This is a genomic window from Bacillus sp. P4_E1, from assembly GCF_056401715.1.
On sequence record NZ_JBFUIV010000001.1, the window covers coordinates 166,704 to 191,394 of the forward strand.

The window sequence follows — 24,691 nt, forward strand, 5'->3', positions numbered from 1 at the left end:
AAGATAATAATTATATAATAAATACCATGAATTTAATCCCTAATCTTTCAACTCATCAACCTTAACCTYATAATTATCAAACCAATATTTCCACTCATCTTTTGAAAACACCTTCTCTTCTCCTTCTAAAACGGAAGAAAAAAGATCTAAACAAATATGCCAACCAGCTATATCTTTCGGTGTATGATCAGTTAATTCCTGAATGTATTCTTTAAGAAGTAAAAGAGAACCATTTTCCTCTTTATGTATTTCAAATCGGACACGATCTTTATCCCATGTGAATTCAAGTACTGAATTTAGTTGGCACTCTAAAATATCAATATTTAAAAATGGACCATCCATCATGTCGAACTTTATAATTCCACCTGTTTTAAGATTTTCAATCTGTAAATTAGACATCCATTTTTTAAGCTTGCCGTTTTCAGTTAAAACAGACCAAACTTCCTCTATAGTATAAGAAAATTGGCGTTCAAATTTCACAATATAGCCGTCAGTTTGTTTCTCTATTTCAGCCAACATATTTATTGCCTCCTACTTGCATATAGAATGTATGTTCTTATTTTACACGAATTTATGTATAAAAGAAATCTCTATGGCAATGAAATATTAATTTAATGTGTGAATGGTAATTTGAACATTGATTTATTATATATTCTCTCCATATGTTTATTACAATAGGCGTACCTCAACATTTCCACAAAAAATTCAACATGAGAAAACGTTAATTTATTTATTTTACATAATATTTCCATTAAATATTTAAAAGCAATTTCCTTTAAGATAAATGGTGTGAATAAGAGCTAATATAGTATTCAAATCAAGTTATGTAATGTTCAAAATCACATATTATGTATGTTTGCTTCCATGTTAAACTTAGGATTACAGCACAAATAAAAAAGCCGCATTTGCGACTCATGAAATTATAGTACCAGCACCTGCTTTAGTTGAATGACTTAACTTTTAATTGCATCAATAATTAGCGATGGAAAACCAAGTTTATCGCCTCTATTTCTAGAATCATACTTTTTCGAACGGAAAATAACACCATCGTTTGCATCCCATTCATTGTAATAAAATTGACCATTTTCATCACAATATTCAAGTAAAACTACCTCAAATCCAGCAGTTTCAAACATTTTCTTTAATGTTTTATAATTATGAACAATTTTATGACTTGCTGCTGGGTGGTCTTTCGGACCAGGCCCGCCTATTTGAACTATATTTTGATATGCTTCATCTCGGAAAAACGCATCAGGAACACCGCACCGAATATGCCCTGCTGGCTTTAAAAATTTATAACAAATTTCAGCTGCTTTTACACCTTCTTCAAACGTAAGGTGTTCCCATACATGCTCTGCTAAAATAGCTGAAATAGAATTATATTCAAATCGCTCTTCCCAAGTAGTTTTATCTAGCAAGTTAAGTTCATCTTCTCTAGTTTGAACCCAACCTGGATTATTATTAAATACTCCAGCTCCGACTACTACTTTAATTTCGTCTTGCTTAATTCCCATCACTTTCACCTCATAAAGCTTTTAATGTATTAATATATTCTATGTTTATTATATTTTTTCCTTCTTCAACTAAAGTGCCAGTTAGCTTAATAAGATAGGTAACAAAACTTCTGTTATTTTTACTTATCCTCCCACATACAGCAAAAACGTTTATAGTACAAAATAAAAAGCGAAAAGAATAATTCCTTCCGCTTTTTATAGCAATAAATACATTTCATATTGTGCTAAAGAATTCTTTTCAAATCCAGATTTCTTTAAAAACCCTTTCAGTAAATTGTTGTTTGGAAACCCAATTGATAAACTTGATAACTTTAATTCTTCACTTGCTACCTGTAATAATTTCGTCCCAACACCAATATTTCTATAGTCTTTGTCTATGAAAATAAAACTAATTTTTCCTTGTTCATTTACACATACAGAACCTTTTATATCACTATCAACATATGCACCGTAAAATGTATGATTTGTTTTTTCGATATAATCAATATCATTTTGCCAATTTATATGGAAGTTTAGCCATTTCTGAATCTCAACTTTAAATGTTGGAAATTCTAATTGTTTTACTTCAATCTTTTTATTATCTTTATTCATTATTTTAGTTAAATCATTTAAATTATAATAAGAAAGATCATATACTTTTTCATAACCTAATTTGTTATAAAAATGAATCGCCCGATCGTTTCCTACAATAACTTCAAGAAAAAGCTGCTTACATTTATTTTGTGTCGCTTCTTCTTTATGTAACTCAAATAACTTTTGACTTACACCAATGCCTCGAAATTCTGGATGAACAGCTAATGTTCCGCAGCGCATTGTTTTTATACTTTCATATACCTTAATACCACCAAGTATTACACCAACACATTTGTCACCGTCTAACGCAATAAAGGAGTGTTCTAGCGAGTTACCTTCTGGTCCCAAAAACCGTTGTACAAAATCCTCTTTTGAAACTTCCATTTTAATAATATAATCAGAAAAACCATCTTTAAACGCTTCATATACTAAATCAATATTTACTTCATTACACCTTTTATATTGAATCATATAGAATTATCCTCCACTTACTTGTATTAAACTCAACATTCAAACACATGAAATAAACTATTACCACTATATCCATTATATCCATTATATCCATTATATCCATTATTCTTTAATTTTTAACGATATCTCTTAATTTGAAATGAGCGGACACTTTCCTATATATCTTTCACTATTAATTTGTTTTACTACAAACGGTGCAATATCCCCATTTTGAATTTTGATTCCTGGCATATCTACTAAACTCTCTTTAATATCACCAATCCCATTTCTCTCTATAACAAATGGTAATCTAACAATTGTCCAATCTATTTCACTACTTTGTATAATTTGCAATTCTTTATATTTATCCTGCATCATCTTTGGAAGAAATAATCGAAACAAATTAGCCCCTATTTTATTTGCAATTCCCTTCTGATCTCCTTTTACATTTAAGGAGCCTCCAGAAATAAGAATATAGCGCTTCATTTCATATTCCTTCATTACTTTTAAAATATGCTTCGTAACTGTACTAAAAATATAAGGTTCATTTTTCGGCTGACCCACCGCATTAATCACAGCTTTACACCCTTGAAGTAATTCCTGTATGACTGAAAAATCGCGGGCATCCCCACGGATAGTCTCTATATTTTCATTAGTTATCGTCATATTTTTAGAATTTCTCGTTAATATTCGTACTTGATAGCCCTTTTCTAACGCTTGATTTACGAGGTATTTTCCGACTTTTCCATTCGCACCAAGAATCGCTATTTTATTTGTAGCTTTCATCACTATACTCCTCTTACTATACATTGTTAACTACAGTAATCTCATAAACACGTAAAAAAGTAATTAAATGCTCACACGCTCGTTCACATGCTAACATTTTAAAAACCTTTTGTTCTTCTTTCGTTTTGTCATTCGCTTGATCTGAGGCAGCTTTTAAACATAGAAATGGTTTGTTATTTACACGACATACATAAGCAAATGCTGCCACTTCTTGATCAACGGCTAAAGCACCGTATACAGTATGAAGTAAATACCTCATTTCTGAACTTCGAATACGTTGATCTCCAGATAGAAATGTACCAAAATGGACCGGGTCATACGAACGCAATTTCTTCATTCGTTTTACGAGTGATTTAGTTGTTTCAATAGGTGCTGTTCTACCATCATATAGATTAAAACTATCTTCTCCTGAACCAGCCGCAGTAACATCATGCTGCAAAGTATTAAGAGCTACAACGATGTGTCCATTTTTCACCTTATCTGATAAACTCCCGCAAATCCCTGTCATAAATAACTGGTCTGGCTGGAATTCACTTATTAATAGTTGTACACAACTAGCACAACTTACTTTACCGACACCAGTTACAACTGAAATAACTTCTAATTCATTAATAGAATGAAAATGAAATTCCCAAGCTGCTATTTTTTCTACACGCTCACTTGGATAATGTTGATGCAAATACGTAAGCTCTGGTTCCCATGCAGATACAATTGCGATCCTTTTCATTACACACTTCACTTCCTCCTATTTTCATGTAAATAAGTCATCTATACTCTCTCGTTCATATTCTGGTATCCACTCTTTATACTTCTCATATAAATCCCGTATCTTTTCTTTATTCTTCGCAATTACTTCACATCCTCTATCACCATAAATAAACATGATAATATCCTTTGTTACATTTATAAAAAATACATCTGGATATGAAATTTCTTTTTTTCGCCCTAGACGTGGACATAGGTCAGGGAAATCTTCATGATTAGCTGCTTGAATAAGCGGTTCATATTTAATATCTTCAGCAAGACATTTTAAAGAAAATTGATATGTACAATATAAGTCAGCTTCTTCATCTTCAAATAGAAAAGGTAATGTTTCTTGTCTAATATGAAACTTTAAACCGCTCTTTTTAATAAATCTATTGTATACATTTATTTTCTGCAGATTTTTTATATTTTCCTGTTTAAATCGATAAACATTTGTGATTAAAAAGACGGTATCTTCTTTTGAAAATATATCTTTAAATAGATTTTTATTATACCTATATAGTTGTGTGAAATATTCCATATTATACGTGTTACCATCTTCTTTGAATTGATATTTATCTTTCCCAAAATCAAAATGAAGATGATTTTCCCACTGAGAGTATATGTACGGTACTAACGTAACTCCTGGAAATGTTTGATTCATATATTCTTTAAATTGCATTTTCATACCCTTTCTACTCTACAATTTCTTTTAAATGCCAATATGCTTCTTCTAGCCACGGATGTATGACTTTTAATGTATCTTTTCTTTCCCACAAATATGAAATATATACAAAAGCAGCATGTTCCAAAGATTTTTCCAATCCTTTTTTTACCTCAATTAAATATGACGGTGTCCCTATTTGATCCCATTCTAATTTATCAGCAATAAATAATACTAAATCCATCTTCGTTGCATGTTTATGCAACGTAGTGTGGCAACAGATAGCATTTAAAACTTCTTTATCTTCTACTTTAAATACCTCTTTTGCAATTACTCTCGATAATTTTTGATGAATAATCATTGGAAATTCTCGTTCTTCTTGTAATATTTCTATGCCAAATTCTTCAGCAACTGCAATCCGCTCCTCATTCGGAAAGATTGCACTAATATCATGTAAACACCCTGCAATCGCTGCTTTTTCTTCATCTTCATAAAATATTTTTGCAATTTTTCTCGCCTCATTTGCCACACGAATTGAATGTTTATATGTAAATTCTTTATTGTATTTTAATAGAAAAGCTTTAATATCATTTTCTATTTTTCCAGTTGAAGTAAATGAATATATATCATTATATAACATAGCAAGTCCCCCTTATAACTATCTTTCAGTATAATGTGGAGTTTAAATATCCTTCTTATTTTATATTCGTTATGAATGTTTTAATTCCTTTTTAATACGATACATGAAATTTTATGTAGAAACATTACTACAAAATACATAAATGTTTGATATTATAGTAATGTTGATTAATTGTAAGGAAAGGAACTAACTATAAAATGAATAAAAACATATTAATTATTGATGATGATAAAGATATTGTAGAATTACTGGCTGTTTATTTACGAAATGAAGGCTATAACATTTATAAAGCTTATGATGGTGATGAAGCATTACAAATGATATGTACATATGAAGTTGACCTTATGCTTTTAGATATTATGATGCCAAAACGAAACGGATTGGAAGTTTGTCAAGAAGTGCGTGAAAATAATACTGTACCTATCCTTATGCTTAGTGCAAAGGCTGAAGATATGGATAAAATTTTAGGACTTATGACCGGCGCAGATGATTATATGATTAAACCGTTTAATCCACTAGAATTAGTGGCTAGAGTGAAAGCTTTATTACGAAGATCCTCTTTCCAAAATGCTACTTCCCAAAAGAATGAAGATGGTATTATTCGTATTCGTTCTGTTGAAATACATAAACATAATCATACTGTTAAAGTAAATGGAGAATATATTAAACTCACCTCTATCGAATTTGATATTTTATATTTACTAGCGAGTAATACTGGAAGAGTATTTAGCTCTGAAGAGATATTCGAACGAGTTTGGAATGAAGACGGTTATGGTTCTAATAAAACGGTAATGGTCCATATTAGTAATTTACGCGATAAACTTGAAACCGTAATGAATGGTGAAAAACTAATTCATACGGTTTGGGGAGTAGGATATAAAATTGAGAAATGAAGCATTTGATATATTAAAAGATATACCAAAGTGGAAGCTTATTTTTTGGCTTTTATTAGCTATCACTCTTACACCAATTACCGAATTAATTATATTTCGCCTCGTAACGAGTGTAATTGAGAGTTCACTTACTCTAAGCGAACTAGGAAAAGAATTCATTAGAATTTTTGGCCATGAAAAATATATTGGATTAAAAGAGTCTTTATGGATGATGATTGTATCTTATTTGTTTTTATTTTCTATTTTCTCATCCTATTTATACATTTTTTATCGTCATGAAAGAAAGGTTTACTATGAAACTTGTATAAAAAAAATGATTGAAGAGATTCGGTATATTGCAAGTGGAAACTTTAATCATAAAGTTTCCATCGTACACCATAATTATTTAGAAGAACTGGCAACTGGGGTCAATCAAATTATTGAGCAATTAAAAGTTTCGATTGATGAAGAAAGACAGGCAGAACAAGCAAAAAGCGAACTTATTACAAATGTATCACATGACTTACGAACCCCTCTTACATCTATAGTTGGATACGTAAATTTAATCCATCATGATAATTATAGAGATGAAGTAGAATTACGATACTATATTCAAGTCATTTACGATAAAGTAACCCGTCTTAATGCATTAATGAATGACTTGTTTGAATATACACGTGTTCAAAATAAAGAGTTAAGTTTATATTCTGCTCCCATTGATATTGTAGAATTGCTTGGACAATTAACTGTCCAATTTCGGATACAGCTTCAAGAAGCTAATATTGAATGTCGCCCTTCTTTCCCATCTCAAAAGCTAATGGTACTAGCTGATGGGGATAAATTAGTACGTGTGTTTGAAAATCTAATCATAAACGCTATTACTTATGGAAATGATGGAGATCATATTGATATTACCGCTTACGAAAGCAATAACATGATTACAATTGATATAACAAATTACGGACAACCTATCCCTAGTACTGATTTACCTCATATTTTTGAACGTTTTTATCGTGTTGAAAAATCACGTTCAACAAACACTGGTGGATCTGGGCTCGGATTAGCAATTGCAAAAAGTATTGTTGAATTGCATAAAGGAACAATTGAAGTATATAGCGATGATAAAAAAACAACTTTCACTGTAAAATTACTCCCTTATAAAGCTTAATACCACATATTTATAGGTTCAATTTTTTATCATATAAGAAATTGAACCTTTTACATTCCATTAATATCCAAAATTTAATAATCCTTTATAATTCTTTAGAAATTCTTTACCTTTTCTTTCTTCCTAATTAAGCATTCCTTTTTACAATAATATTATTGATGTAATATTAGGAGGATCGCTAATGCAATTCTTGAAAAAAATAACAGTTTTATTATTATCTTTTCTTATTACTGCACTTATCTTTTTATATTTTTATCTTTATGTAAATGGTCCAATTATTCAAGCTAAATCAGCTATTTTAATAGATACTAATTCTGGTGAGATTGTTTATAAAAAAAATGAAGAAACTCCTATACAATCAGCTACTTTATCTAAATTAATGACAGAGTATATCGCACTGGAACAACTGAATGAAGGGAAAATACAGTTAGATGAATTAGTAAAAATAAGTAACGAAGTTTTCCGAGCAGAAACGAGTCCTGTACAAGTAACTTCGAAAGATAAAACGACGGTTCGTGATTTACTTCATGCATTGTTTTTGACAGGGAATAATCGTTCCGCACTTGCCCTTGCAGAACACATTGCTGGAAACGAAGATAACTTTACACTTTTAATGAATGACAAAGCAAAACAACTAAAGTTATCACAACCATCCCCGTTTCTAAATGCTACTGGAATTAATAACGATACGAATAAACAATCAACTACAACATCGATAGATGTCGCTAAACTAGCAACACAATTAGTAAAAGACTTTCCAGATGTATTGACTGTTACGAAACTAACCTCTTACCAATTTACCTTCAAAGATTCAAAAGTTTTCAATACAAATAAAATGATATATTCCCTTAATAAAAACATTAAACTCCAAGGTGTTGACGGCTTACAAACTAGTTTTTCAACTAATGGTAATTATAGTTTTGTCAGTACAGCCACACGAGGAGATACTAGACTTATTTCAGTAATATTAGACGCCGGTGATGAAAACAGTACTTTTATTGAAACAAAAAAGTTACTTCAGTACGGTTTTGATCCTTCCTCGTACTCTGCACTCCAAGCTTTTAAAGATGCTGTTACATCTTGGACAATATTGTTTCAGTTTAAAAATTTAATCATACAAACGATTATGATCTTTTTCATCATTACAATCTTAATGTTTTTATATATACGTCAAAAAAAAGCCGAGGATTTTAACTAAAAATTCTCTTTAATATAAAAACCGACTTGCAATACAAATGCAAGTCGGCCTCTAAATTTATAATCCCCTTCCAATTAAATTTGCTGAAACAGGCTGAAGATTTAGTTCTCTCGCCCATATAGATAGCTGGCCAATGTGATGAATTTCATGCACAATTACATGTCGTAACACTTCTCCGTATGTATATATTTTGTCTGTCCACGAAGCTTTTAATATCTTATATTCTAGGTCACCAGACCATATTTGCAAAAACTCTTCTAATTCTCGTCGATATGAATCAGATAGCGCTTTCACTTTTTTGATTGATTGATAATCTTTAAACTGTGGTTCGTTATCCTCTTTTTCTTGAAGCGCACTAATCCAGCTATACTCAACATCTACAATATGGAAAAGTGTTTCTAAAATACTCCCAACACCTCCAACACGTTTGCGAAGCAATTCTACCTCTGTAAGTTGTTCACACCATTTAAACCAATCATCTCTTACTTGCCAATTGTAATAAAATAGCGTTTTCAAATTGAAGCACCCCACTTTTTTATATAGCCATAAATGTTCTATTCGTATATGATTCATTTTTCAATCAACTTTACAAAATCACATTTCTTCTACTGAATTCCTCTACTATTTGCACAACTATTTCATTTACACATAAAGATCCATCCAAAACGATATCTGAATTCGGCTTTACTGTATTAATCGCCTCTAAATAAGCTTTTCTCGCATGTGTTATATAGTGTTTTAGATCATTATGTATTTCACTAATTTTATCTTCTGTAAAGTCACGCAAAATCCTCCTAGCCATCGCAATATCTAAAGGGGTGTCAATAAATATAGTTATATCTATTAATTCCCGCATTTCACTATTTAAGTAAGCAAAGGGATAATCTACTATAATATAGTCTAAATTACTATTTTGTAGTAGATGCTGAATATCTGCAATTAATGGTGTTAGTACCCATTCATCGTAATTAGCTCCATCATCAATCCATTTGCAAATATCAACCGGACAGTTATCAAATTTATATCTATCAAAATATAGAGCCTTTGATTTTTTCAACTCATGAGCTAAACTTTCTGTAATGGTAGTTTTACCGCCCCCTGAAACAGCTGCAATTGAAATTATTTTTGTTTTTTTATTCACGATTCCCACCAAACCCCTTTTATTAACATAATATAATTATAAAACACTATTTTTTATTGTTCCATTCATATTCTAACATACTCATTTCCCATAAATTCCAATACGTTTCTCCTACTTTTTTTGACTCTCTTAATAAACCTTCTTTTACAAAACCTATTCTTTCGTAACAAGAAATAGCTGACTTATTAAAGTCATAAACACCAAGAGTTACTCTATGTAGTTTTAATTCTTCAAAAGCAATACGGAGTACGGCTTTCATCATATGTTTCCCTATAGAACGCCCTCTCATTTTCGTATTACCAACTAGCACTTTTCCAATTCTAGCAGACTTATTTATATTATCTATTTGTCCAAGAGAAATATGACCAATAACTGCTTTAGTCTCTTCATCTATTATTTTGAATGCCAGTGTGTTTGCACTTTCTGTATATTTCTCTAATTGCTGTTCATTTAAAGGATATGTAAATGCATTTCCCGACCATTGTATTAAAAATTCTTCGGAATTAATCCAATTTATTAATTGTTTGAAATCAGTTCTTGTAAATTGTTTCAGCTTGATCACTCTCATTCTCCTTTCACACAACCTTTTATACACCTTCAAATTTATTTCTATATGAAAAATATATTCCCTTTTAAACAAAATAAAAAGCCATTCATAAGAATGGCTTAGCATCAATAAAGCATAATTAATCTTTATTTGCTACGTCAACACCGTTAAAATCAAACTCATCAGTAACGGTTGTAGCAGGTGGTAAAATTGCTTCAATTTTACAAAGAGATATAATTGCTGCAACTGAACCAGGAATAGCAGCTAGCTTAACAACATCGCAAGTTACCGAAGAAACAGTACCTATATAAGTACGTCCTTCAGTGTTAATTCGCACTGTTTTATTAATTAATTTTTTAAGCTCATCTCTAATTCCTTGTACACAAGAGCTGTCACATTTCTCATTCTTTTCCTTTTTACACTCTTCAAAAATGTCCCAACAATCATCATGCTTACACGTACATTTTTTTCTACAATTATTAAATCGAGAACCCAAAACCTCACCCCCTAATCCTTTCTACTAGTAAAGTATGTCCAATAGCTTAAAAGTGTACGAGACAAAAGCATAGAAACAAAAAAACAAACACTTGTACTAAACCTTATTATTTATACTTTTAATAAGCCGGCTCCTTGAATAGGGACCACCTTTTCCTATTACTTCACATATACATAGGCTTTGTTCGCAGTGATATGGTGTATTTTTCCTTTACCATTGTGAAATATACATTCAGAAAAACGTACTCCAAAATAAGGTATTATTTAAAATCTTAACGTTTCCTTCAACAAGTGTTTGTTGATTAATATCATAACCAGTAGTTCTCTCAACTATCTCTTGAAAATTAGCATAGTTTGTATGAATTCTATATCTAGTAGAAAGCACTCTATCATATAAAGATAAAATAATAGGTTAATAAACAAGCCATTCTTTTACTAAAACATAGAATAGTATGAATCCTATTGAAGGGAGGTATAAAAGAATGTCCTGGAAAAATGATTGCTGGAGTTCTAAGAAAAAGCATTGTTGTGATGACTGGTGGAAATCTAAAGAAAAGAATCATTGTGATGATGATTGGAGTTCTAAGGAAAAGCATTGTAATGATGATTGGTGGACATCTAAAGAAAAGAATCATTGTGATAATGATTGGAGTTCTAAACGAAATAAGTGTCGTTGTAAATGTTTCTTTATTTGTTGTCATTGTAAAAGAAAAAATTGGTAACATTTTCAATATCGACTTAAAAGAGAGAACATGTCTTTTGTGACCGATAAATACTAGAATGTAATATACAAAAAGCTGACTAAGTATAGTCAGCTTTTTGTCAATGAACACGTCGAGATTTATTTTAATATAGTTCTTATTAGAAAAGGATTATTTTATATAGATTACTATAAGCATCCATAAAGCCAAGGCGCCAATGATAGCGAGCGCTATACGTGTAGATAGTACCCTTAATTCAAAGTCTGTTTTCTTGGAGGGTTCAGGATATGCAATTATGTAGATTCCCTTTAATAATGCAAGCCATGCAATAACCGTTAGGAACCCCTGCCAGTTGAATACCCATACATTATGTAGGATTACACTACCTAACCCTAAGAAAATCGATAGAAAACCATACATAATACCAAATCCTCTGTCTTCAACCACTAATTTTTTCAATTCACGTAGTACCGATGGACGTACGAAAAGTATTCCCGATACGATAACCGTTATCCATCCCCAAAACAATCCTAAAAAAGTACTAGTTTCCATTATTAGTTCACTCCCCTCAATTATTTATATTTCAGATATTCCCCCCTTTAGAACAATTCCAACATCTTTATATAGGCTAAATTCTGCTCTTTTTTAATACAAACATGGCATATTCTATGCCCATCCTTAATCATCTCATTTCTCTACAAAATGAAATTTTTATATCATTCTTCATCATCATCTATCCGAATCAACCGAAGTCGCTTTGTACTATTACCGCACACTTTTTCATAGCTTGGAGCTAACATGCACCAACGCCAATATAATGATTTATTCGCCTTTTCACTAACCTCTAAAATTGTCCCCTCTGTAATAAAATGATCACCTTGATACAATGTATACTCGCTTGTCCCATGGAATCATCATTATTCCCCTCCCTATTAAAATAGCGTTTTTGTTTCAAATAATGCTCTCATTAATTTGGACGCATTTACCAGTATATTTACCAAAAAATTCATGATATCGTTAACTAGTCGAGTACGTCATTACTTGACGATTACCCTTAGGAGCCCCGCAGACAATCGGGGTTCCTTTTATTTAAATAAGGATTTTGTTTAAACTTTACAAAACTCACCTAGATTAAACTATCTTCTAAAATTCCCATTGAACATTTATAATACTTTTAAACAGTTTAAATTCTACAATCAGTAATGGAGGCATTTTAATGGGAAACATCCCAAAAATATCATCACAACAATCAAATCCTAAGATACCCTCACAGCAAGTGAACGCTAACACCAAACAAGGTAATAATAAAAAAACAAGACGCCGTATTATAACTACTTTAGCTTTTATATTACCTATAATTTTTGTCCTTCAATATTCTCTTAATAACCAGCAAGAAATGATTAAAGAAAAACAAATCACGGTTAATACGGAGCAACAAAAATTATCTTCTTTAAAGAAGGATGGTCATACCCTTAAAAATGATGTTAAAGTTTTAACAGGTAGTGAAGAAGAAGTTTTAAAATTCGCAAGGAAGCTGTATGGATTTTCCAAACCGAATGAAACTATATTTCAAATAACTGAATAAAATTACACTGTATTATCCAAAAGGCGATATGAAGATAATCGCCTTTTTATATTTAATTTCTAAAGTAATCATACTAATCTCTCTTTCTATCAAATAACTATTTTGTTTAATTTATTAAAATACAGCCACTTGTCCATTTCACTTTGCTCTATCATTACATTTACTATTAGTAATACGATTTTTAGAGGTGATATATAATGGACGAGTTTTTATCTTTTGCTGCACTTAATCCGGGTTCTATTGGACCTACACTTCCACCTGTTCCACCCTTTCAATTCCCTACCGGTCCTACTGGTTCTACTGGATCAACCGGACCAACTGGACCAACCGGACCAACTGGACCAACCGGACCAACCGGACCAACCGGACCAACCGGACCAACCGGACCAACTGGACCAACCGGACCAACCGGACCAACCGGACCAACCGGACCAACCGGACCAACCGGACCAACCGGACCAACCGGACCAACCGGACCAACTGGATTTAATCTTCCTGCTGGGCCTGCATCTATTACCTTGACTTCTAACGAAACCACAGCATGTGTATCCACTCAAGGAAATAATACTTTATTTTTTTCGGGTCAAGTATTAGTAAACGGTAGTCCTACTCCAGGAGTAGTGGTCAGTTTTTCATTTAGTAACCCTTCTCTTGCTTTCATGGTTCCTCTTGCGGTCATTACCAATGCTTCAGGTAACTTTACCGCTGTATTTCTAGCCGCTAATGGGCCTGGAACAGTAACCGTTACTGCTTCACTTCTGGATTCTCCTGGAACAATGGCTAGCGTCACTATTACCATTGTGAATTGTCCGTAACGGTTTTATTTTTAAGGACTAAGCAATATCTAATAAGATGAGCACTGATTTACAGTGCTCTTTTTTATCATTGGGATGTTCCTTTCAAATGAAATTTCGTAACACCCTACTAAAATAACGCTTTTATTAAGAACTAATGATCTTTATATTTCTTAAGCTTGTCAGCACAAGTAATTTTTATAATTAGTTAAATTCTCAATATAGTTTGTGTATATAATTCCATTCAAAGATACATAATACCCACGTAACTATTTAAAAATACTTTGTTTTTATATCTAAGTTCAAAAAGGAGCTACATAACATGGATAAAAAAGATTTATTAAGTCAACAACTTGATTCTGTGTCATTAGATGCGCTGAATACCCCTAGTAAGGCCCAAGAACAACTGCAAGAAACCTCTCAGGAGGCACATAATTCAAACAAAAAGGACAGTACTCAAGCTTTACATGGCGAAGATTTACCAATTTCAGATGTATATAGAACAACGAACAAACAGTAAATTTAAAAGGGAAAAAATCTTAAGAACGAGTGAACTTAATTCTTTTCCCTTTTCCTATTTAAATAACACTTTTATATGAAACCCGTACACATTTTTGACACATCCACTATCACAATCTCCTGAAAATTCGTGATAATATTAATTTGTCGGATACGCCAAATTTCGACATTGAACGACAATAATATCTCCCTTATTGAATCCCTGTCCCCCAGGGATTTCTCCTTTTATTCATTACTTTTTTCTTCACTAAATTTTCATTCTTAACAAAATTCATTCACTCTATTGAATAGACAGCGACAGTATCCTATTTTGATAAAAACTAAAAACAAACAGACATACTTAACACTAATAGTAGATTTTTTAACTTCAAATTTACTTTTTCTCTCTTTTCTTTTTGTAAACATTAAAAATGAGCTCTATTTACATAGAGCTCATTCTTAATTTTATAGTTTGCTAGACTGTAGTCCTTGAATAAAGGGTACCACTTCAGGATTTACAAGTGACGATAAATCTCCTAATTCTTTTCCTAAGTAAGCAGCTTTTATGACACGTCGCATTACTTTAGAATTTCGTGTTTTTGGTAAATCTTCTACAACGTGGATGTCTTTTGGACATAAAGCTTTACCAATATGAGAGTTTACTAAACTCATTAATTCTTTCTTTAATTCTGCTGTAAATATTACACCGTCTCGTAATACTACAAAGCAATGACAAACCTCACCTTTAACATCGTCAGGTACACCAATTGCAGCTGCTTCTATTACATCATTATGTTTCACAAGAATAGATTCATATTCAGCAGGACCAATACGTTTCCCTGCAATATTTAGCGTATCGTCTGAACGTCCTGTGATGATGTATTGCTCACCGTCATAAATGACCCAGTCCCCATGAACCCATTTATTTTCAAAACGTGACCAGTATGTGTTCACATAACGTTCATCATCTTCCCAGAAACTTTTCGTCATACCAACCCACGGTTTTTCTAAACATAGTTCTCCGACTTCATCACGAATCGGTTTACCTTGATTATCAAGTACAACTGCTGCCATTCCTGGTAAAGATGCGTTAAAACTAATCGGTGCAATTGGCTTTATAAGAACATTACCGAAAATCCCACCAGAAATTTCAGTTCCACCTGAGTAGTTACAGATCGGGACCTTTCCTTTTCCAACTGTTTCAAACAGCCACATCCACGGATTTGGATTCCAAGGTTCTCCTGTTGATGCGAATACTTCTAAACTCTTTAACGAGTGTTTATTTACATATTCATCACCTTTTGCCATTAATGCACGGATTAACGTTGGCGAAATACCGAGATGAGTAATTTCATATTTATCAACTGTCTCCCATAAGCGATCTGCTTCTGGGAAGTCTGGAACACCTTCGTACATAACCATTGTTGCGCCATTAATTAAAGAGCCGAATAGTAAAAATGGTCCCATCATCCAGCCCATATCAGTTACCCATAATACGCGGTCGCCTTGTTTTATATTCATTCCAAATCCTGCATCAAATGCAGATTTTAGCGGGAAACCAGCATGTGTGTGTACTGTCCCCTTCGGCTTACCAGTCGTTCCAGATGTATATATAAGCATTAATGGATCATCACTGTTCATTTCTTCAGCATGTCTAAATGGTTTTTCTTTTTCTAACGTACTCCATGAAAAATCATAATTATGCGGTGTAAAATCATTTCCTGCATGACGAACAATTACCACCTTTTCAACAGTTGGACAATGTTCACAAGCTTTATCTACTTCATCTTTTAATGAAACAATTTTCCCACGGCGTGAAAATCCATCTGCGGTAATAACCATTTTTGAACCAGCTGCTTGTACACGTGTCATTACTGCATCAGCAGCAAAACCTGAGAATATTGGTGAAATAATCGCTCCAATTTTCATTACCGCTAACATAGCAACAACTGTTTCAGGAATCATTGGCATGTAAATTGTTACACGATCACCTTTTTCAATACCAGCATGTTTCAAACCGTTGGCAACACGGCTTACCCAGCTGTCAAGCTCTTCATATGTAAATGATTTTGAAGTTCCGTTTTCCCCTTCATACATAAGTGCTGCTTGTGTTTTCATTTTATCGTCTGCAAGCCAGCGAGATAAAGTAGATTCTACAACGTTACAAGTTCCCTCAGTATACCACTGTGCAAACGGTGTACCATTTTCTAAATCTAACACTTCTGTATATGGTTTCATCCACTGATAGCCAACTGCTCTCTCAGCTTCTCCCCAAAACCATGCTGTTTCTTCAATTGACTTATTATAAAAAGCTTCGTAATCTTCATAGCCTAATGATTTCATCCAACCAAATAAACGCGTTTTTTCTTTATATTCTTCTGCTGGAAACCAAACTGCTTGTTTCAATGTTTTCCCCTCCTTGATTTTTTGAGCAAGAAAGCCCTAAATAGGGCTTTTAAACTGGATATACAGGATGTTTACGATCCGTGAATACTTGATATTTGCTCATATACATTTCGAATCGTCCTTTTAACTCTTCACGTAAATTATTTGGATGAACAATACCATCAATCACCATCTCTGATGCTAAACGGTAAATATCAATATCTTTCTTATACTCTTCTCGTTTTTCAGCAATAAAGCTTGCACGCTCTTCTTCTGGTAAAGCTGCAATCTTATTTGCATATACAGCATTAACCGCTGCTTCTGGACCCATTACTGCAATAGAAGCTGTTGGTAATGCTAAGCAGCAATCTGGTTCAAACGCTGGACCTGCCATTGCATATAAGCCAGCTCCATATGCTTTTCGAACGACGATAGAAATTTTCGGTACAGTTGCTTCACTCATTGCAGAGATCATTTTTGCACCGTGACGAATAATTCCGGCACGTTCTACTTTTGTACCAATCATAAATCCAGGTACATCTGCAAGGAATAATAATGGAATATGGTATGCATCGCATAAATTTATAAACTTCGCTGCTTTATCAGCTGAATCGTGGAATAATACGCCGCCCTTCATACGCGGCTGATTTGCAATAATGCCAATTGGCTTACCATCAATGCGTGCTAAACCTGTAATTAGTTCTTGAGCAAATAATTTTTTCACTTCAAAGAAAGAACCTTCATCAATAATTCTGTTAATGAGATCTTTCATATTGAAAGGAGCATTTTGATTTTCTGGAATGATTTCTTCTAACGTTTTATCGAACTGTTTCGGTTCTTGAGGTGTAATCAAAGGAGTCTTTTCTAAATAGTTACTTGGAAAATAAGAAATATATTGTCTTGCTTGCGTAATTGCATCTTCTTCTGTTTTACATAAAACATCTCCGCATCCTGATACTGAGCAATGCATACGTGCTCCGCCCATTTCTTCTAAAGTTACCTTCTCACCGATAACCATTTCAGCCATACGCGGAGACCCTAAATACATAGAAGCATTTCCTTCAACCATCATAACAACGTCACAAAATGCTGGAATATACGCACCACCAGCCGCTGAAGGTCCAAATAATAAACAAATTTGTGGCACTTTTCCAGATAATTTCACTTGGTTATAAAAAATTCTTCCCGCACCGCGGCGTCCAGGGAACATTTCAACTTGATCTGTAATACGTGCCCCAGCGGAGTCAACTAAATAAAATAACGGCACACGTAATTTCTCAGCCGTTTCTTGAATACGCAAAATCTTTTCAACTGTACGTGCTCCCCATGATCCAGCCTTAACAGTTGAATCATTTGCCATTACGCACGCAGTGCGACCATGTATTTTACCAGTTGCAGTTACAACGCCGTCAGCTGGTAACCCGGTTTGTTCACAATTTGCAAATAATGCATCTTCCACATATTCACCATTATCGAATAAAAGAGCTAAACGATCTCGAACAAAAAGTTTTCCTTTTGCTTTGTTTTGTTCATGATATTTCGGTGCCCCGCCTTGCTTAATTGTTTCAACTCGTTCTTCAAATGAATTAGATTGTTGTTTTTGATCTAACATATTTACTCCCCCTTATACATTGGTTTGCGTTTTTCCTTGAATGCCTGTAATCCTTCTAATCTATCTTTCGTATGGATTACGCCCTCATACGCCTGTTTTTCCATTTGTAAGCCGGTATGTAAATCTACTTGAATACCATTTGAAATTGCTTCTTTTGCTAATCGAACAGCAATTGGACCATTTTTAGCAATTCGATCTGCAATTTCAATTGCTTTCTCTTCTAGTAAATCAGCTGGTACTACGAATTCTACTAAACCATATTCTTTCGCTTCTTGCGCCGAAATACGTCTTCCTGTATAAATTAATTCTTTTGCTCTACCGACTCCAATTAATCTCGGTAAACGCTGCGTACCACCTGCTCCAGGTATAATTGCAAGAGAAGTTTCAGTAAGACCTAGACTCGCAGTGTCAGAAGCAATTCTAAAATCACAAGCTAAGCTTAATTCAGTACCTCCACCAAGTGCGATTCCGTTAATAGCAGCAATAACTGGTTGTGGTAATTGTTCCACCATCTCCATAGTAGAACGAATCATACCCACAGCATGGCGAACTTGTTCTTCACTCATGTTGGCACGCTCTTTTAGATCAGCACCAGCGCAAAATGCTTTTTCGCCATCCCCTGTTAAAATAACAACGCGCGTATTTGATTCTTCGTTTATTTGAGTTAATATAGTTTGTAATTCTTCTAATAATGCCAAAGATAATGAGTTTGCTTGTCTTTCACGATTTAACGAAATCTTTACAACGTGCGGTGTAACATAGTCAACTGAAATGTTTTGTAATTGTAGCATCTTCTCACCTACTTATCGTTTTATGTTGAAGCGCTCTATACACATGACTCGGTAATTGGATATTCAACTTACTTTGAATAAACTGACTAGCTCTCAATAACTTTTCTTCATCAATATTAGTTTGGACTCCCAGCTTATGGAGCATATGCACTAAGTCATCAGTAGCAACATTACCTGATGCTCCTGGTGCATAAGGACATCCTCCGAGTCCACCACAAGAACTATCAAACGTTGTAATACCATATTCTAAAGACTTAACTACATTCGCCAGAGCCATTCCATACGTATTATGAAAATGCATTGCAAACTGCGAAGCATCATACTTCTTTAATAGATGTTCTAATACTTGTTCTACTTGTAATGGATTCGCTACACCAATCGTGTCACCGAGAGAAACTTCATAAATGCCGTATGAAAATAGTTGATTACATATTTCGTCAACTGCTGTGGCACTTATATCCCCTTCATAAGGACATCCAAATACAGTAGAAACATAGCCTCGTACCTTTTTACCTTCGAACGTTGCCTGTTTTGTTATATCTTCAATTACAGCTAATGCTTCTTTAATAGATTTATTAATATTACTTTTATTGTGAGATTCACTTGCTGATAAAAAAACATTCACCTCATCTACATTTTGCAAAAAAGCTCGTTCCAAACCATTTTGATTTGGAACAAGCGCTGCATATGTAACATTTGGATCCCTTTTTAGCTCAGAAAATACATCACTTGCATCTGCTAATGCAGGAACCCATTTAGGGTGAACGAATGAGGAAACTTCAACGTACGACAATCCCGCTTCTGTAAGTAGTTGAATCCATTTTACTTTATCTTTTGTGCCAACAATCTTTTTTTCATTCTGTAAGCCATCACGTGGCCCGACTTCTTTAATGACAGCAAAATTAGGTAGTTTCAATTCGCTTCCCCCTATATCTCCCTATTCAATTTCTAGTAATACATCTCCTTCATTTACAAAATCGCCTTCTTGTACGTTAATTTTCATAACAGTTCCGGCTTCTTCTGAAACGATTGGAATTTCCATTTTCATAGATTCCAAAATGACGACATCCTGCTCTTCCTCTACTGTATCTCCTACTCCTACAACAATCTTCCAAACATTTCCTGCCATCGATGCATATACTTTCGTCATCATTTTTTCCCCCTTAATATTCATAAATCTTACTTTTTAACAAGTTGTTTCGTTACAAAACCCGTTGTATAAATACCACTTTTGAACACATCGTCTCCGAGTACTTGCAGTAACATTGGTGTGTTTGTTTTAATACCTTCTACTTTTAACTCTTCTAGAGCAATTTTTAATTTTGAAATCGCTTCTTCACGAGTTTCACCATGTGCGATTACTTTCGCAATCATTGGATCATAGAAAGGTGTAATCGTTACTTGATTCTCCAAAAAGTGATCAATACGTATATTTGTCGGTAACGTTAAATCTGTAATTTTCCCAGGTGATGGGAAGAATGTTTTCGGATCTTCTGCGTAAATACGAGCCTCAATGGCATGACCACTACGTTTTACATCATCCTGTGTAAATGATAGCTTCTCACCATATGCGATAAGTAATTGTTGTTCAACTAAGTCTAACCCAGTAATTTCTTCTGTAACTGGATGTTCTACTTGTAATCTCGTATTCATTTCTAAGAAATAAAAGTTCTTTTGATCATCTACAAGAAACTCAACTGTACCTGCATTTGTATAACCAAGTGCTTTAGCAGCTTGTACAGCAACTTCTCCCATAGCCTTTCGTGTACCCTCATCTAAAAATGGTGAAGGTGCTTCTTCAATTACTTTTTGATTTCGGCGCTGCACTGAACATTCGCGTTCCCATAAATACACTGTATTACCATGTGTATCTGCTAAAAGCTGAATTTCAATATGATGTGCATCTGCTATATAGCGCTCTAAATACATTTCTCCGTTACCAAAGAAATTTTGCGCTCTTGTTTTATTACTTTCAAATGCTTTGGTGAGCGTTTGCTCAGTTTCCATCAACTGCATTCCAATGCCTCCGCCGCCCGCGGATGCCTTAAGCATTAATGGATAACCAATTTGTTTCGCAATTTCAATTGCTTCTTCAGCAGTTTCAATATTTGTAGTAATGCCTGGAACTACTGGCACATCTGCTGCTTGCATCGCTATACGTGACTCAATTTTACTTCCCATCTTAGTAATGATTTCTTCTGAAGGACCGATAAATACGATTCCTTCTTCTTTACAGCGAATCGGAAAAGATGGATTCTCTGATAATAATCCGTACCCCGGATGGATTGCTTCAGCATGTGTCTTCTTAGCTATTTCAATAATTTTTTCAAGGTTTAAATAGCTTTCTTGGACACGCGGACCGCCTACTAAGTAAGCTTCATTTGCCAATTTTACATGAAGGGCATTTTCATCAGCCTCAGAATAAATAGCAACGGTACGAATGCCAAGTTTTTGACAAGTTTTCATAATGCGAACTGCGATTTCCCCGCGATTAGCAATTAATATTTTTTGAAACATAGTGACTCCTCCTTTTTATCTACATCCTAAATGTCTTGCAATTACGAGACGTTGAATTTCAGAAGTTCCTTCACCAATTTCTAAAAGTTTTGCATCACGAATATATCGTTCAACTTCATATTCACGCATATAGCCATATCCACCATGAATTTGTACTGCATGATTTGCTATACGACTTGCAGCTTCAGATGCAAACAACTTTGCCATAGCCGCTTCTTTACCGAAAGGTTTATCGTTATCTTTTAACCAAGCTGCTTTATGTACTAAATTACGCGCTAATTCTACTTCAGTCGCCATATCAGCCAATTTAAATTGAATCGCTTGGAAATTAGAAATCGATTTTCCAAATTGTTGACGTTCTTTCGCATATTGCAATGCACGTTCAAATGCAGATTGTGCAATACCTACTGCTAATGCTGCAATTGAAATACGTCCTCCATCAAGTGTATATAAGAATTGTTTAAATCCTTTATTTACATCACCAAGAATATTTTCTTTCGGTACACGTACACCATCAAGTACGATTTCACAAGTATTAGAAGCACGAACACCCATCTTATCGTAAGGGCTTGAAATCGTTAATCCTTCACTAGTAGTCGGTACGATAAATGCAGAAATACGTTTTTTACCATTGTCTTCAAAACCGTTGATAGCGGTTACAATAATTGTATTTGCATACTCTGCGTTTGTAATCCAGCACTTTTCACCACTAATAACATATTCATCGCCATCTAAAATTGCTTTCGTTTGTGTGCCCCCTGCATCAGATCCAGCATTTGGCTCCGTTAATCCGAAAGCACCTAACGTTTTACCTGACGCCATTGGAACTAAAAATTTCTGTTTTTGTTCTTCTGTACCGAAATAATAAATTGGAGAAGCACCTAATGAAATTGTTGCAGCATAGCTTAAACCTGTTCCACCACAAGCACGACCAATCTCTTCAACAGCTAACGCGTACGATAACGTATCGCCACCTGAACCTCCATACTCTTCCGGGAATGGGATACCTAATAATCCTAGTTCGCCCATTTTTTGAAATGTTTCATATGGAAATTCCGCAGTTTTGTCATAATATACAGCTTTCGGTGCGATTTCCTTTTCAGCAAAATCACGTACCATTTCTTTAATCATTTGTTTTTCGCGAGTTAGAGTAAATTCCATTCCGCTACACACCCCTTATCGAATATTGAGTTTCGACAGCGTGCGAGTTTCTACTACAAACATTACTTCTTAAAAGACACGAATATTAGTTAGACAATTGCTATAATTCTGTCATAACTTAATTTTAAAACAGATTCTGTACCAATGCACAAAAAAATTCCTACATTGTTCTACAACAACATAGGAGGTTTTGTGTCGAATTATGTAATTTATTGTTTAATAATCTCTACCTTTTCCCGAATCAGAAATTTCTACTAACCCTTCAGGGTATGGTTCGAAATATGTTTGTCTTAATAAATACTTTTCATCAAATCGAATGGCCCATGTTTTTAAAATTACAAGTAAACTACTAAGTGGGATTTTCTTTTCAGAATACTTCTGTAACAGCTCTAAAAAATGATCTTTTTCTTGTTTTTTTAGCTTTGTTTTAAAATATCCGAAAATGTGCTCACATACATTTACATTCGATGTATAGCGAGGCGCGCGAATAAATAATTTATATAAAGTCTTCTCATAGTTATCAAATACGACTTCAATTGTTTCATTTTTTTGATTTGCAATAATACGCCCTAATTCTTTTTGTTTCACCTGATTATATGCCATAAATAAATACTTATAATCTGATTGAAACGCTACGAGTTCTTTTATGTTTTTAGTATGTTTAATCATTTTGTAATGCGCGATTGTAAACAATCTTGTAAAGAAATGCTCTCTAATAATAAAATTCGACAATCTACCTTCTTCTTCAATTGGAAGATGCGAAAATTTTTTTATTACTGCTCCGCCAAATAATCCAGTTCCTTTTCCTTTTACTGGTCCTTTTTCAAAACCAGAATAGATTTTCACATCACGGGTTCCGCAACTTGGCGAACGATTCTTCAAAATAAAACCGTCAACTTCAGGTAATGTTTGTAAAAACTCATTTGAAAATTGCTCCATTTTTTCAGTTACGTCTTCTCGTGTTGACGGTTGCACAAGCCTATTCGTACCGTTTTTTTCTACAATACGTATCGTTTCACGAGGAGTCCCTAAACCAATTTCTACTTCAGGACATACAGGTATAAATGTAACAAATGGCTGCAAGTTTCGAATTGTTAAATCTGGAACCATCTCTCCATTATAACGACAGGCATCAAATTCTAAACATTTACTTACAACAATTATCGGTTTAGCAAATTGTCGCATCACATTACCTCCGTGGCGTTAGTCCATACAAAATAAATTGAATCGTATTTTCAATTTCCACTTCATCGTCCCATTTCTCTTCCGGCAATAATAAAAACCTCGTTAAGAGCAACCCTAATACAGCTGATAAAGTAAGACGTAATACAGAAGAAGGCGGAAGTTCAATAATTTCCCCTTCTTCTTGAAACTTAGCAATCAGCTTTTTAAAATGTACAAGCAGTTCTGTTTCTATTAATTGTTGTATTTCACTTTTTAGTTCTGGCTGAAATGGTACTTCTTGAATTAATATTTTTATCATTGGAAAGTGCTTTTTAGCAAATTCAAATCTATTTTGAATTATTACTCTTAAAAGCACTTCATACGATTCATACTCTGTTTTAAATATTTCTTTTGCAAAGGCTTGTACGAAAAATGGTGTAGCAAACTTTGTTAAGGTCGGCATCACGACTGCAAACAATAAATCTTTTTTCGTTTTATAGTAGCGGAAGATTGTTCCTTCCGCTACACCAGCTCGCTTTGCAATTTCACTCGTTGAAGTTGAGGCGTACCCTTTTTCTCCAAACATATCAACAGCTGCCTCTAATATACGCATTTGACGTTCATTACGTTTATCAGTATTCGTTGCGGCAACTAATTCTTCCAGCCAATCCTTCTTCATTTATTGTGCTCC

30 protein-coding genes and 1 pseudogene are annotated in these 24,691 nt (G+C 33.8%); 7 read left to right on the forward strand and 24 right to left on the reverse strand.

Annotated elements, in window-relative coordinates; translation table 11 throughout:
• Positions 1-39: 39 nt before the first annotated feature.
• The 7 genes from AC1DS7_RS00805 to yqeK form a co-directional block, all read right to left on the reverse strand.
• Complete coding sequence (locus AC1DS7_RS00805) at positions 40-519, reverse strand: SRPBCC family protein (protein WP_476998691.1); 480 nt, start codon at positions 517-519, stop codon at positions 40-42.
• A gap of 434 nt (positions 520-953) precedes the next feature.
• Entirely contained in the window at positions 954-1,514 is a 561-nt protein-coding gene (locus AC1DS7_RS00810; protein ID WP_002141859.1) for a class I SAM-dependent methyltransferase, read from the reverse strand.
• Between the two features lie 195 nt (positions 1,515-1,709).
• Positions 1,710-2,558, reverse strand: a complete 849-nt coding sequence (locus AC1DS7_RS00815) for a GNAT family N-acetyltransferase (RefSeq protein ID WP_002032259.1) — start codon at positions 2,556-2,558, stop codon at positions 1,710-1,712.
• 129 nt (positions 2,559-2,687) lie between these two features.
• Complete coding sequence (locus AC1DS7_RS00820; protein ID WP_476998692.1) at positions 2,688-3,323, reverse strand: SDR family oxidoreductase; 636 nt, start codon at positions 3,321-3,323, stop codon at positions 2,688-2,690.
• 16 nt (positions 3,324-3,339) lie between these two features.
• Complete coding sequence (mtnN, locus tag AC1DS7_RS00825) at positions 3,340-4,050, reverse strand: 5'-methylthioadenosine/S-adenosylhomocysteine nucleosidase (RefSeq protein ID WP_002032255.1); 711 nt, start codon at positions 4,048-4,050, stop codon at positions 3,340-3,342.
• Between the two features lie 24 nt (positions 4,051-4,074).
• Entirely contained in the window at positions 4,075-4,749 is a 675-nt protein-coding gene (locus AC1DS7_RS00830) for a DUF3885 domain-containing protein (protein WP_002141856.1), read from the reverse strand.
• A 13-nt stretch (positions 4,750-4,762) separates the two neighbouring features.
• On the reverse strand, positions 4,763-5,371 hold the full coding sequence (gene yqeK / locus AC1DS7_RS00835) for a bis(5'-nucleosyl)-tetraphosphatase (symmetrical) YqeK (protein ID WP_476998693.1): 609 nt from the start codon (positions 5,369-5,371) through the stop codon (positions 4,763-4,765).
• Between the two features lie 197 nt (positions 5,372-5,568).
• Between yqeK and AC1DS7_RS00840 the strand changes: the two genes are divergently transcribed.
• The 3 genes from AC1DS7_RS00840 (at position 5,569) to AC1DS7_RS00850 (ending at position 8,609) form a co-directional block, all read left to right on the forward strand.
• On the forward strand, positions 5,569-6,264 hold the full coding sequence (locus AC1DS7_RS00840) for a response regulator transcription factor (RefSeq protein ID WP_002016575.1): 696 nt from the start codon (positions 5,569-5,571) through the stop codon (positions 6,262-6,264).
• The gene (locus tag AC1DS7_RS00845; RefSeq protein ID WP_002085430.1) at positions 6,254-7,411 is read left to right on the forward strand and encodes a sensor histidine kinase; all 1,158 of its coding nucleotides are present in this window, start codon (positions 6,254-6,256) and stop codon (positions 7,409-7,411) included. Before AC1DS7_RS00840 ends, AC1DS7_RS00845 begins: the two co-directional genes overlap by 11 nt.
• Before the next feature lie 181 nt (positions 7,412-7,592).
• A complete protein-coding gene (locus tag AC1DS7_RS00850; RefSeq protein ID WP_476998694.1) occupies positions 7,593-8,609 on the forward strand; it encodes a D-alanyl-D-alanine carboxypeptidase family protein in 1,017 nt (338 codons plus the stop codon).
• 57 nt (positions 8,610-8,666) lie between these two features.
• On the opposite strand, the gene AC1DS7_RS00855 is transcribed toward AC1DS7_RS00850, so the two are convergent.
• From AC1DS7_RS00855 to AC1DS7_RS00870, 4 genes are all read right to left on the reverse strand, one after another.
• On the reverse strand, positions 8,667-9,125 hold the full coding sequence (locus tag AC1DS7_RS00855; RefSeq protein ID WP_215589042.1) for a DinB family protein: 459 nt from the start codon (positions 9,123-9,125) through the stop codon (positions 8,667-8,669).
• A 70-nt stretch (positions 9,126-9,195) separates the two neighbouring features.
• Positions 9,196-9,750 (reverse strand): nucleoside/nucleotide kinase family protein, encoded by a 555-nt coding sequence (locus AC1DS7_RS00860; RefSeq protein WP_002192892.1) that lies wholly within the window; start codon positions 9,748-9,750, stop codon positions 9,196-9,198.
• Positions 9,751-9,796: 46 nt separating this feature from the next.
• Positions 9,797-10,312 carry a GNAT family N-acetyltransferase gene (locus AC1DS7_RS00865; RefSeq protein WP_215589041.1) on the reverse strand — a complete coding sequence of 172 codons (516 nt, stop codon included), beginning with the start codon at positions 10,310-10,312 and terminating at the stop codon, positions 9,797-9,799.
• A gap of 124 nt (positions 10,313-10,436) precedes the next feature.
• A complete protein-coding gene (locus AC1DS7_RS00870) occupies positions 10,437-10,793 on the reverse strand; it encodes a hypothetical protein (RefSeq protein WP_002032241.1) in 357 nt (118 codons plus the stop codon).
• A 494-nt stretch (positions 10,794-11,287) separates the two neighbouring features.
• On the opposite strand from AC1DS7_RS00870, the gene AC1DS7_RS00875 reads away from it, so the two are divergent.
• Positions 11,288-11,557, forward strand: a complete 270-nt coding sequence (locus AC1DS7_RS00875; RefSeq protein ID WP_016101958.1) for a hypothetical protein — start codon at positions 11,288-11,290, stop codon at positions 11,555-11,557.
• A gap of 107 nt (positions 11,558-11,664) precedes the next feature.
• Here the strand turns inward: AC1DS7_RS00875 and AC1DS7_RS00880 are convergent, their stop codons facing one another.
• Both AC1DS7_RS00880 and AC1DS7_RS00885 read right to left on the reverse strand, forming a co-directional pair.
• Positions 11,665-12,045, reverse strand: a complete 381-nt coding sequence (locus AC1DS7_RS00880; protein ID WP_002127497.1) for a hypothetical protein — start codon at positions 12,043-12,045, stop codon at positions 11,665-11,667.
• Positions 12,046-12,209: 164 nt separating this feature from the next.
• Complete coding sequence (locus AC1DS7_RS00885; protein ID WP_016101959.1) at positions 12,210-12,380, reverse strand: hypothetical protein; 171 nt, start codon at positions 12,378-12,380, stop codon at positions 12,210-12,212.
• A 329-nt stretch (positions 12,381-12,709) separates the two neighbouring features.
• Between AC1DS7_RS00885 and AC1DS7_RS00890 the strand changes: the two genes are divergently transcribed.
• Both AC1DS7_RS00890 and AC1DS7_RS00895 read left to right on the forward strand, forming a co-directional pair.
• Positions 12,710-13,078: an FtsB family cell division protein gene (locus AC1DS7_RS00890; protein WP_002189674.1), complete on the forward strand. Its 369-nt coding sequence runs from the start codon at positions 12,710-12,712 to the stop codon at positions 13,076-13,078.
• Positions 13,079-13,275: 197 nt separating this feature from the next.
• Positions 13,276-13,332, forward strand: a pseudogene (locus tag AC1DS7_RS00895) (exosporium leader peptide-containing protein); the annotation flags it as partial.
• 17 nt (positions 13,333-13,349) lie between these two features.
• On the opposite strand, the gene AC1DS7_RS00900 reads toward AC1DS7_RS00895, so the two are convergent.
• Both AC1DS7_RS00900 and AC1DS7_RS00905 read right to left on the reverse strand, forming a co-directional pair.
• On the reverse strand, positions 13,350-13,616 hold the full coding sequence (locus tag AC1DS7_RS00900; protein WP_476998752.1) for a hypothetical protein: 267 nt from the start codon (positions 13,614-13,616) through the stop codon (positions 13,350-13,352).
• 45 nt (positions 13,617-13,661) lie between these two features.
• Positions 13,662-13,877 (reverse strand): hypothetical protein, encoded by a 216-nt coding sequence (locus tag AC1DS7_RS00905; protein WP_002085442.1) that lies wholly within the window; start codon positions 13,875-13,877, stop codon positions 13,662-13,664.
• A gap of 317 nt (positions 13,878-14,194) precedes the next feature.
• Between AC1DS7_RS00905 and AC1DS7_RS00910 the strand changes: the two genes are divergently transcribed.
• Positions 14,195-14,392 carry a hypothetical protein gene (locus AC1DS7_RS00910; protein WP_002189672.1) on the forward strand — a complete coding sequence of 66 codons (198 nt, stop codon included), beginning with the start codon at positions 14,195-14,197 and terminating at the stop codon, positions 14,390-14,392.
• Positions 14,393-14,835: 443 nt separating this feature from the next.
• Here AC1DS7_RS00910 and AC1DS7_RS00915 read toward each other — a convergent pair whose 3' ends face one another.
• The 9 genes from AC1DS7_RS00915 to AC1DS7_RS00955 all read right to left on the reverse strand — a co-directional run bounded on the left by AC1DS7_RS00915 (position 14,836) and on the right by AC1DS7_RS00955 (position 24,679).
• Positions 14,836-16,776, reverse strand: a complete 1,941-nt coding sequence (locus AC1DS7_RS00915; RefSeq protein ID WP_016101962.1) for an AMP-binding protein — start codon at positions 16,774-16,776, stop codon at positions 14,836-14,838.
• Positions 16,777-16,825: 49 nt separating this feature from the next.
• Entirely contained in the window at positions 16,826-18,367 is a 1,542-nt protein-coding gene (locus AC1DS7_RS00920) for an acyl-CoA carboxylase subunit beta (protein ID WP_002017014.1), read from the reverse strand.
• Positions 18,368-18,369: 2 nt separating this feature from the next.
• Complete coding sequence (locus AC1DS7_RS00925; RefSeq protein WP_002017012.1) at positions 18,370-19,158, reverse strand: enoyl-CoA hydratase; 789 nt, start codon at positions 19,156-19,158, stop codon at positions 18,370-18,372.
• A 4-nt stretch (positions 19,159-19,162) separates the two neighbouring features.
• Positions 19,163-20,074 carry a hydroxymethylglutaryl-CoA lyase gene (gene mvaB, locus AC1DS7_RS00930; RefSeq protein WP_002017011.1) on the reverse strand — a complete coding sequence of 304 codons (912 nt, stop codon included), beginning with the start codon at positions 20,072-20,074 and terminating at the stop codon, positions 19,163-19,165.
• A gap of 21 nt (positions 20,075-20,095) precedes the next feature.
• Positions 20,096-20,311: an acetyl-CoA carboxylase biotin carboxyl carrier protein subunit gene (locus AC1DS7_RS00935; protein WP_001985297.1), complete on the reverse strand. Its 216-nt coding sequence runs from the start codon at positions 20,309-20,311 to the stop codon at positions 20,096-20,098.
• A 26-nt stretch (positions 20,312-20,337) separates the two neighbouring features.
• Positions 20,338-21,675: an acetyl-CoA carboxylase biotin carboxylase subunit gene (locus tag AC1DS7_RS00940; protein WP_016101963.1), complete on the reverse strand. Its 1,338-nt coding sequence runs from the start codon at positions 21,673-21,675 to the stop codon at positions 20,338-20,340.
• Between the two features lie 15 nt (positions 21,676-21,690).
• Positions 21,691-22,836: an acyl-CoA dehydrogenase gene (locus AC1DS7_RS00945; RefSeq protein WP_002189664.1), complete on the reverse strand. Its 1,146-nt coding sequence runs from the start codon at positions 22,834-22,836 to the stop codon at positions 21,691-21,693.
• Between the two features lie 216 nt (positions 22,837-23,052).
• Positions 23,053-24,021, reverse strand: coding sequence for a YbgA family protein (locus AC1DS7_RS00950; RefSeq protein ID WP_002189662.1), 969 nt, complete (start codon positions 24,019-24,021; stop codon positions 23,053-23,055).
• Positions 24,022-24,025: 4 nt separating this feature from the next.
• Positions 24,026-24,679, reverse strand: a complete 654-nt coding sequence (locus AC1DS7_RS00955) for a TetR/AcrR family transcriptional regulator (protein ID WP_016101964.1) — start codon at positions 24,677-24,679, stop codon at positions 24,026-24,028.
• Positions 24,680-24,691 lie beyond the last annotated feature (12 nt).

Excerpts from the sequence above, each read along its gene's own strand:
- mtnN (WP_002032255.1), bottom strand. The coding sequence starts at position 4,050 with ATGAAAAGGATCGCAATTGTATCTGCATGGGAACCAGAGCTTACGTAT.
- AC1DS7_RS00875 (WP_016101958.1), top strand. The coding sequence starts at position 11,288 with ATGATTGCTGGAGTTCTAAGAAAAAGCATTGTTGTGATGACTGGTGGA.
- AC1DS7_RS00910 (WP_002189672.1), top strand. The coding sequence starts at position 14,195 with ATGGATAAAAAAGATTTATTAAGTCAACAACTTGATTCTGTGTCATTA.
- AC1DS7_RS00955 (WP_016101964.1), bottom strand. The coding sequence starts at position 24,679 with ATGAAGAAGGATTGGCTGGAAGAATTAGTTGCCGCAACGAATACTGAT.
- AC1DS7_RS00940 (WP_016101963.1), bottom strand. The coding sequence starts at position 21,675 with ATGTTTCAAAAAATATTAATTGCTAATCGCGGGGAAATCGCAGTTCGC.
- AC1DS7_RS00925 (WP_002017012.1), bottom strand. The coding sequence starts at position 19,158 with ATGCTACAATTACAAAACATTTCAGTTGACTATGTTACACCGCACGTT.
- AC1DS7_RS00935 (WP_001985297.1), bottom strand. The coding sequence starts at position 20,311 with ATGATGACGAAAGTATATGCATCGATGGCAGGAAATGTTTGGAAGATT.
- AC1DS7_RS00880 (WP_002127497.1), bottom strand. The coding sequence starts at position 12,045 with ATGGAAACTAGTACTTTTTTAGGATTGTTTTGGGGATGGATAACGGTT.
- AC1DS7_RS00810 (WP_002141859.1), bottom strand. The coding sequence starts at position 1,514 with ATGGGAATTAAGCAAGACGAAATTAAAGTAGTAGTCGGAGCTGGAGTA.
- AC1DS7_RS00945 (WP_002189664.1), bottom strand. The coding sequence starts at position 22,836 with ATGGAATTTACTCTAACTCGCGAAAAACAAATGATTAAAGAAATGGTA.
- AC1DS7_RS00850 (WP_476998694.1), top strand. The coding sequence starts at position 7,593 with ATGCAATTCTTGAAAAAAATAACAGTTTTATTATTATCTTTTCTTATT.
- AC1DS7_RS00820 (WP_476998692.1), bottom strand. The coding sequence starts at position 3,323 with ATGAAAGCTACAAATAAAATAGCGATTCTTGGTGCGAATGGAAAAGTC.
- AC1DS7_RS00890 (WP_002189674.1), top strand. The coding sequence starts at position 12,710 with ATGGGAAACATCCCAAAAATATCATCACAACAATCAAATCCTAAGATA.
- yqeK (WP_476998693.1), bottom strand. The coding sequence starts at position 5,371 with ATGTTATATAATGATATATATTCATTTACTTCAACTGGAAAAATAGAA.
- AC1DS7_RS00815 (WP_002032259.1), bottom strand. The coding sequence starts at position 2,558 with ATGATTCAATATAAAAGGTGTAATGAAGTAAATATTGATTTAGTATAT.
- AC1DS7_RS00830 (WP_002141856.1), bottom strand. The coding sequence starts at position 4,749 with ATGCAATTTAAAGAATATATGAATCAAACATTTCCAGGAGTTACGTTA.
- AC1DS7_RS00840 (WP_002016575.1), top strand. The coding sequence starts at position 5,569 with ATGAATAAAAACATATTAATTATTGATGATGATAAAGATATTGTAGAA.
- AC1DS7_RS00905 (WP_002085442.1), bottom strand. The coding sequence starts at position 13,877 with ATGGTAATAGTGACGCTAGCCATTGTTCCAGGAGAATCCAGAAGTGAA.
- AC1DS7_RS00920 (WP_002017014.1), bottom strand. The coding sequence starts at position 18,367 with ATGTTAGATCAAAAACAACAATCTAATTCATTTGAAGAACGAGTTGAA.
- AC1DS7_RS00950 (WP_002189662.1), bottom strand. The coding sequence starts at position 24,021 with ATGCGACAATTTGCTAAACCGATAATTGTTGTAAGTAAATGTTTAGAA.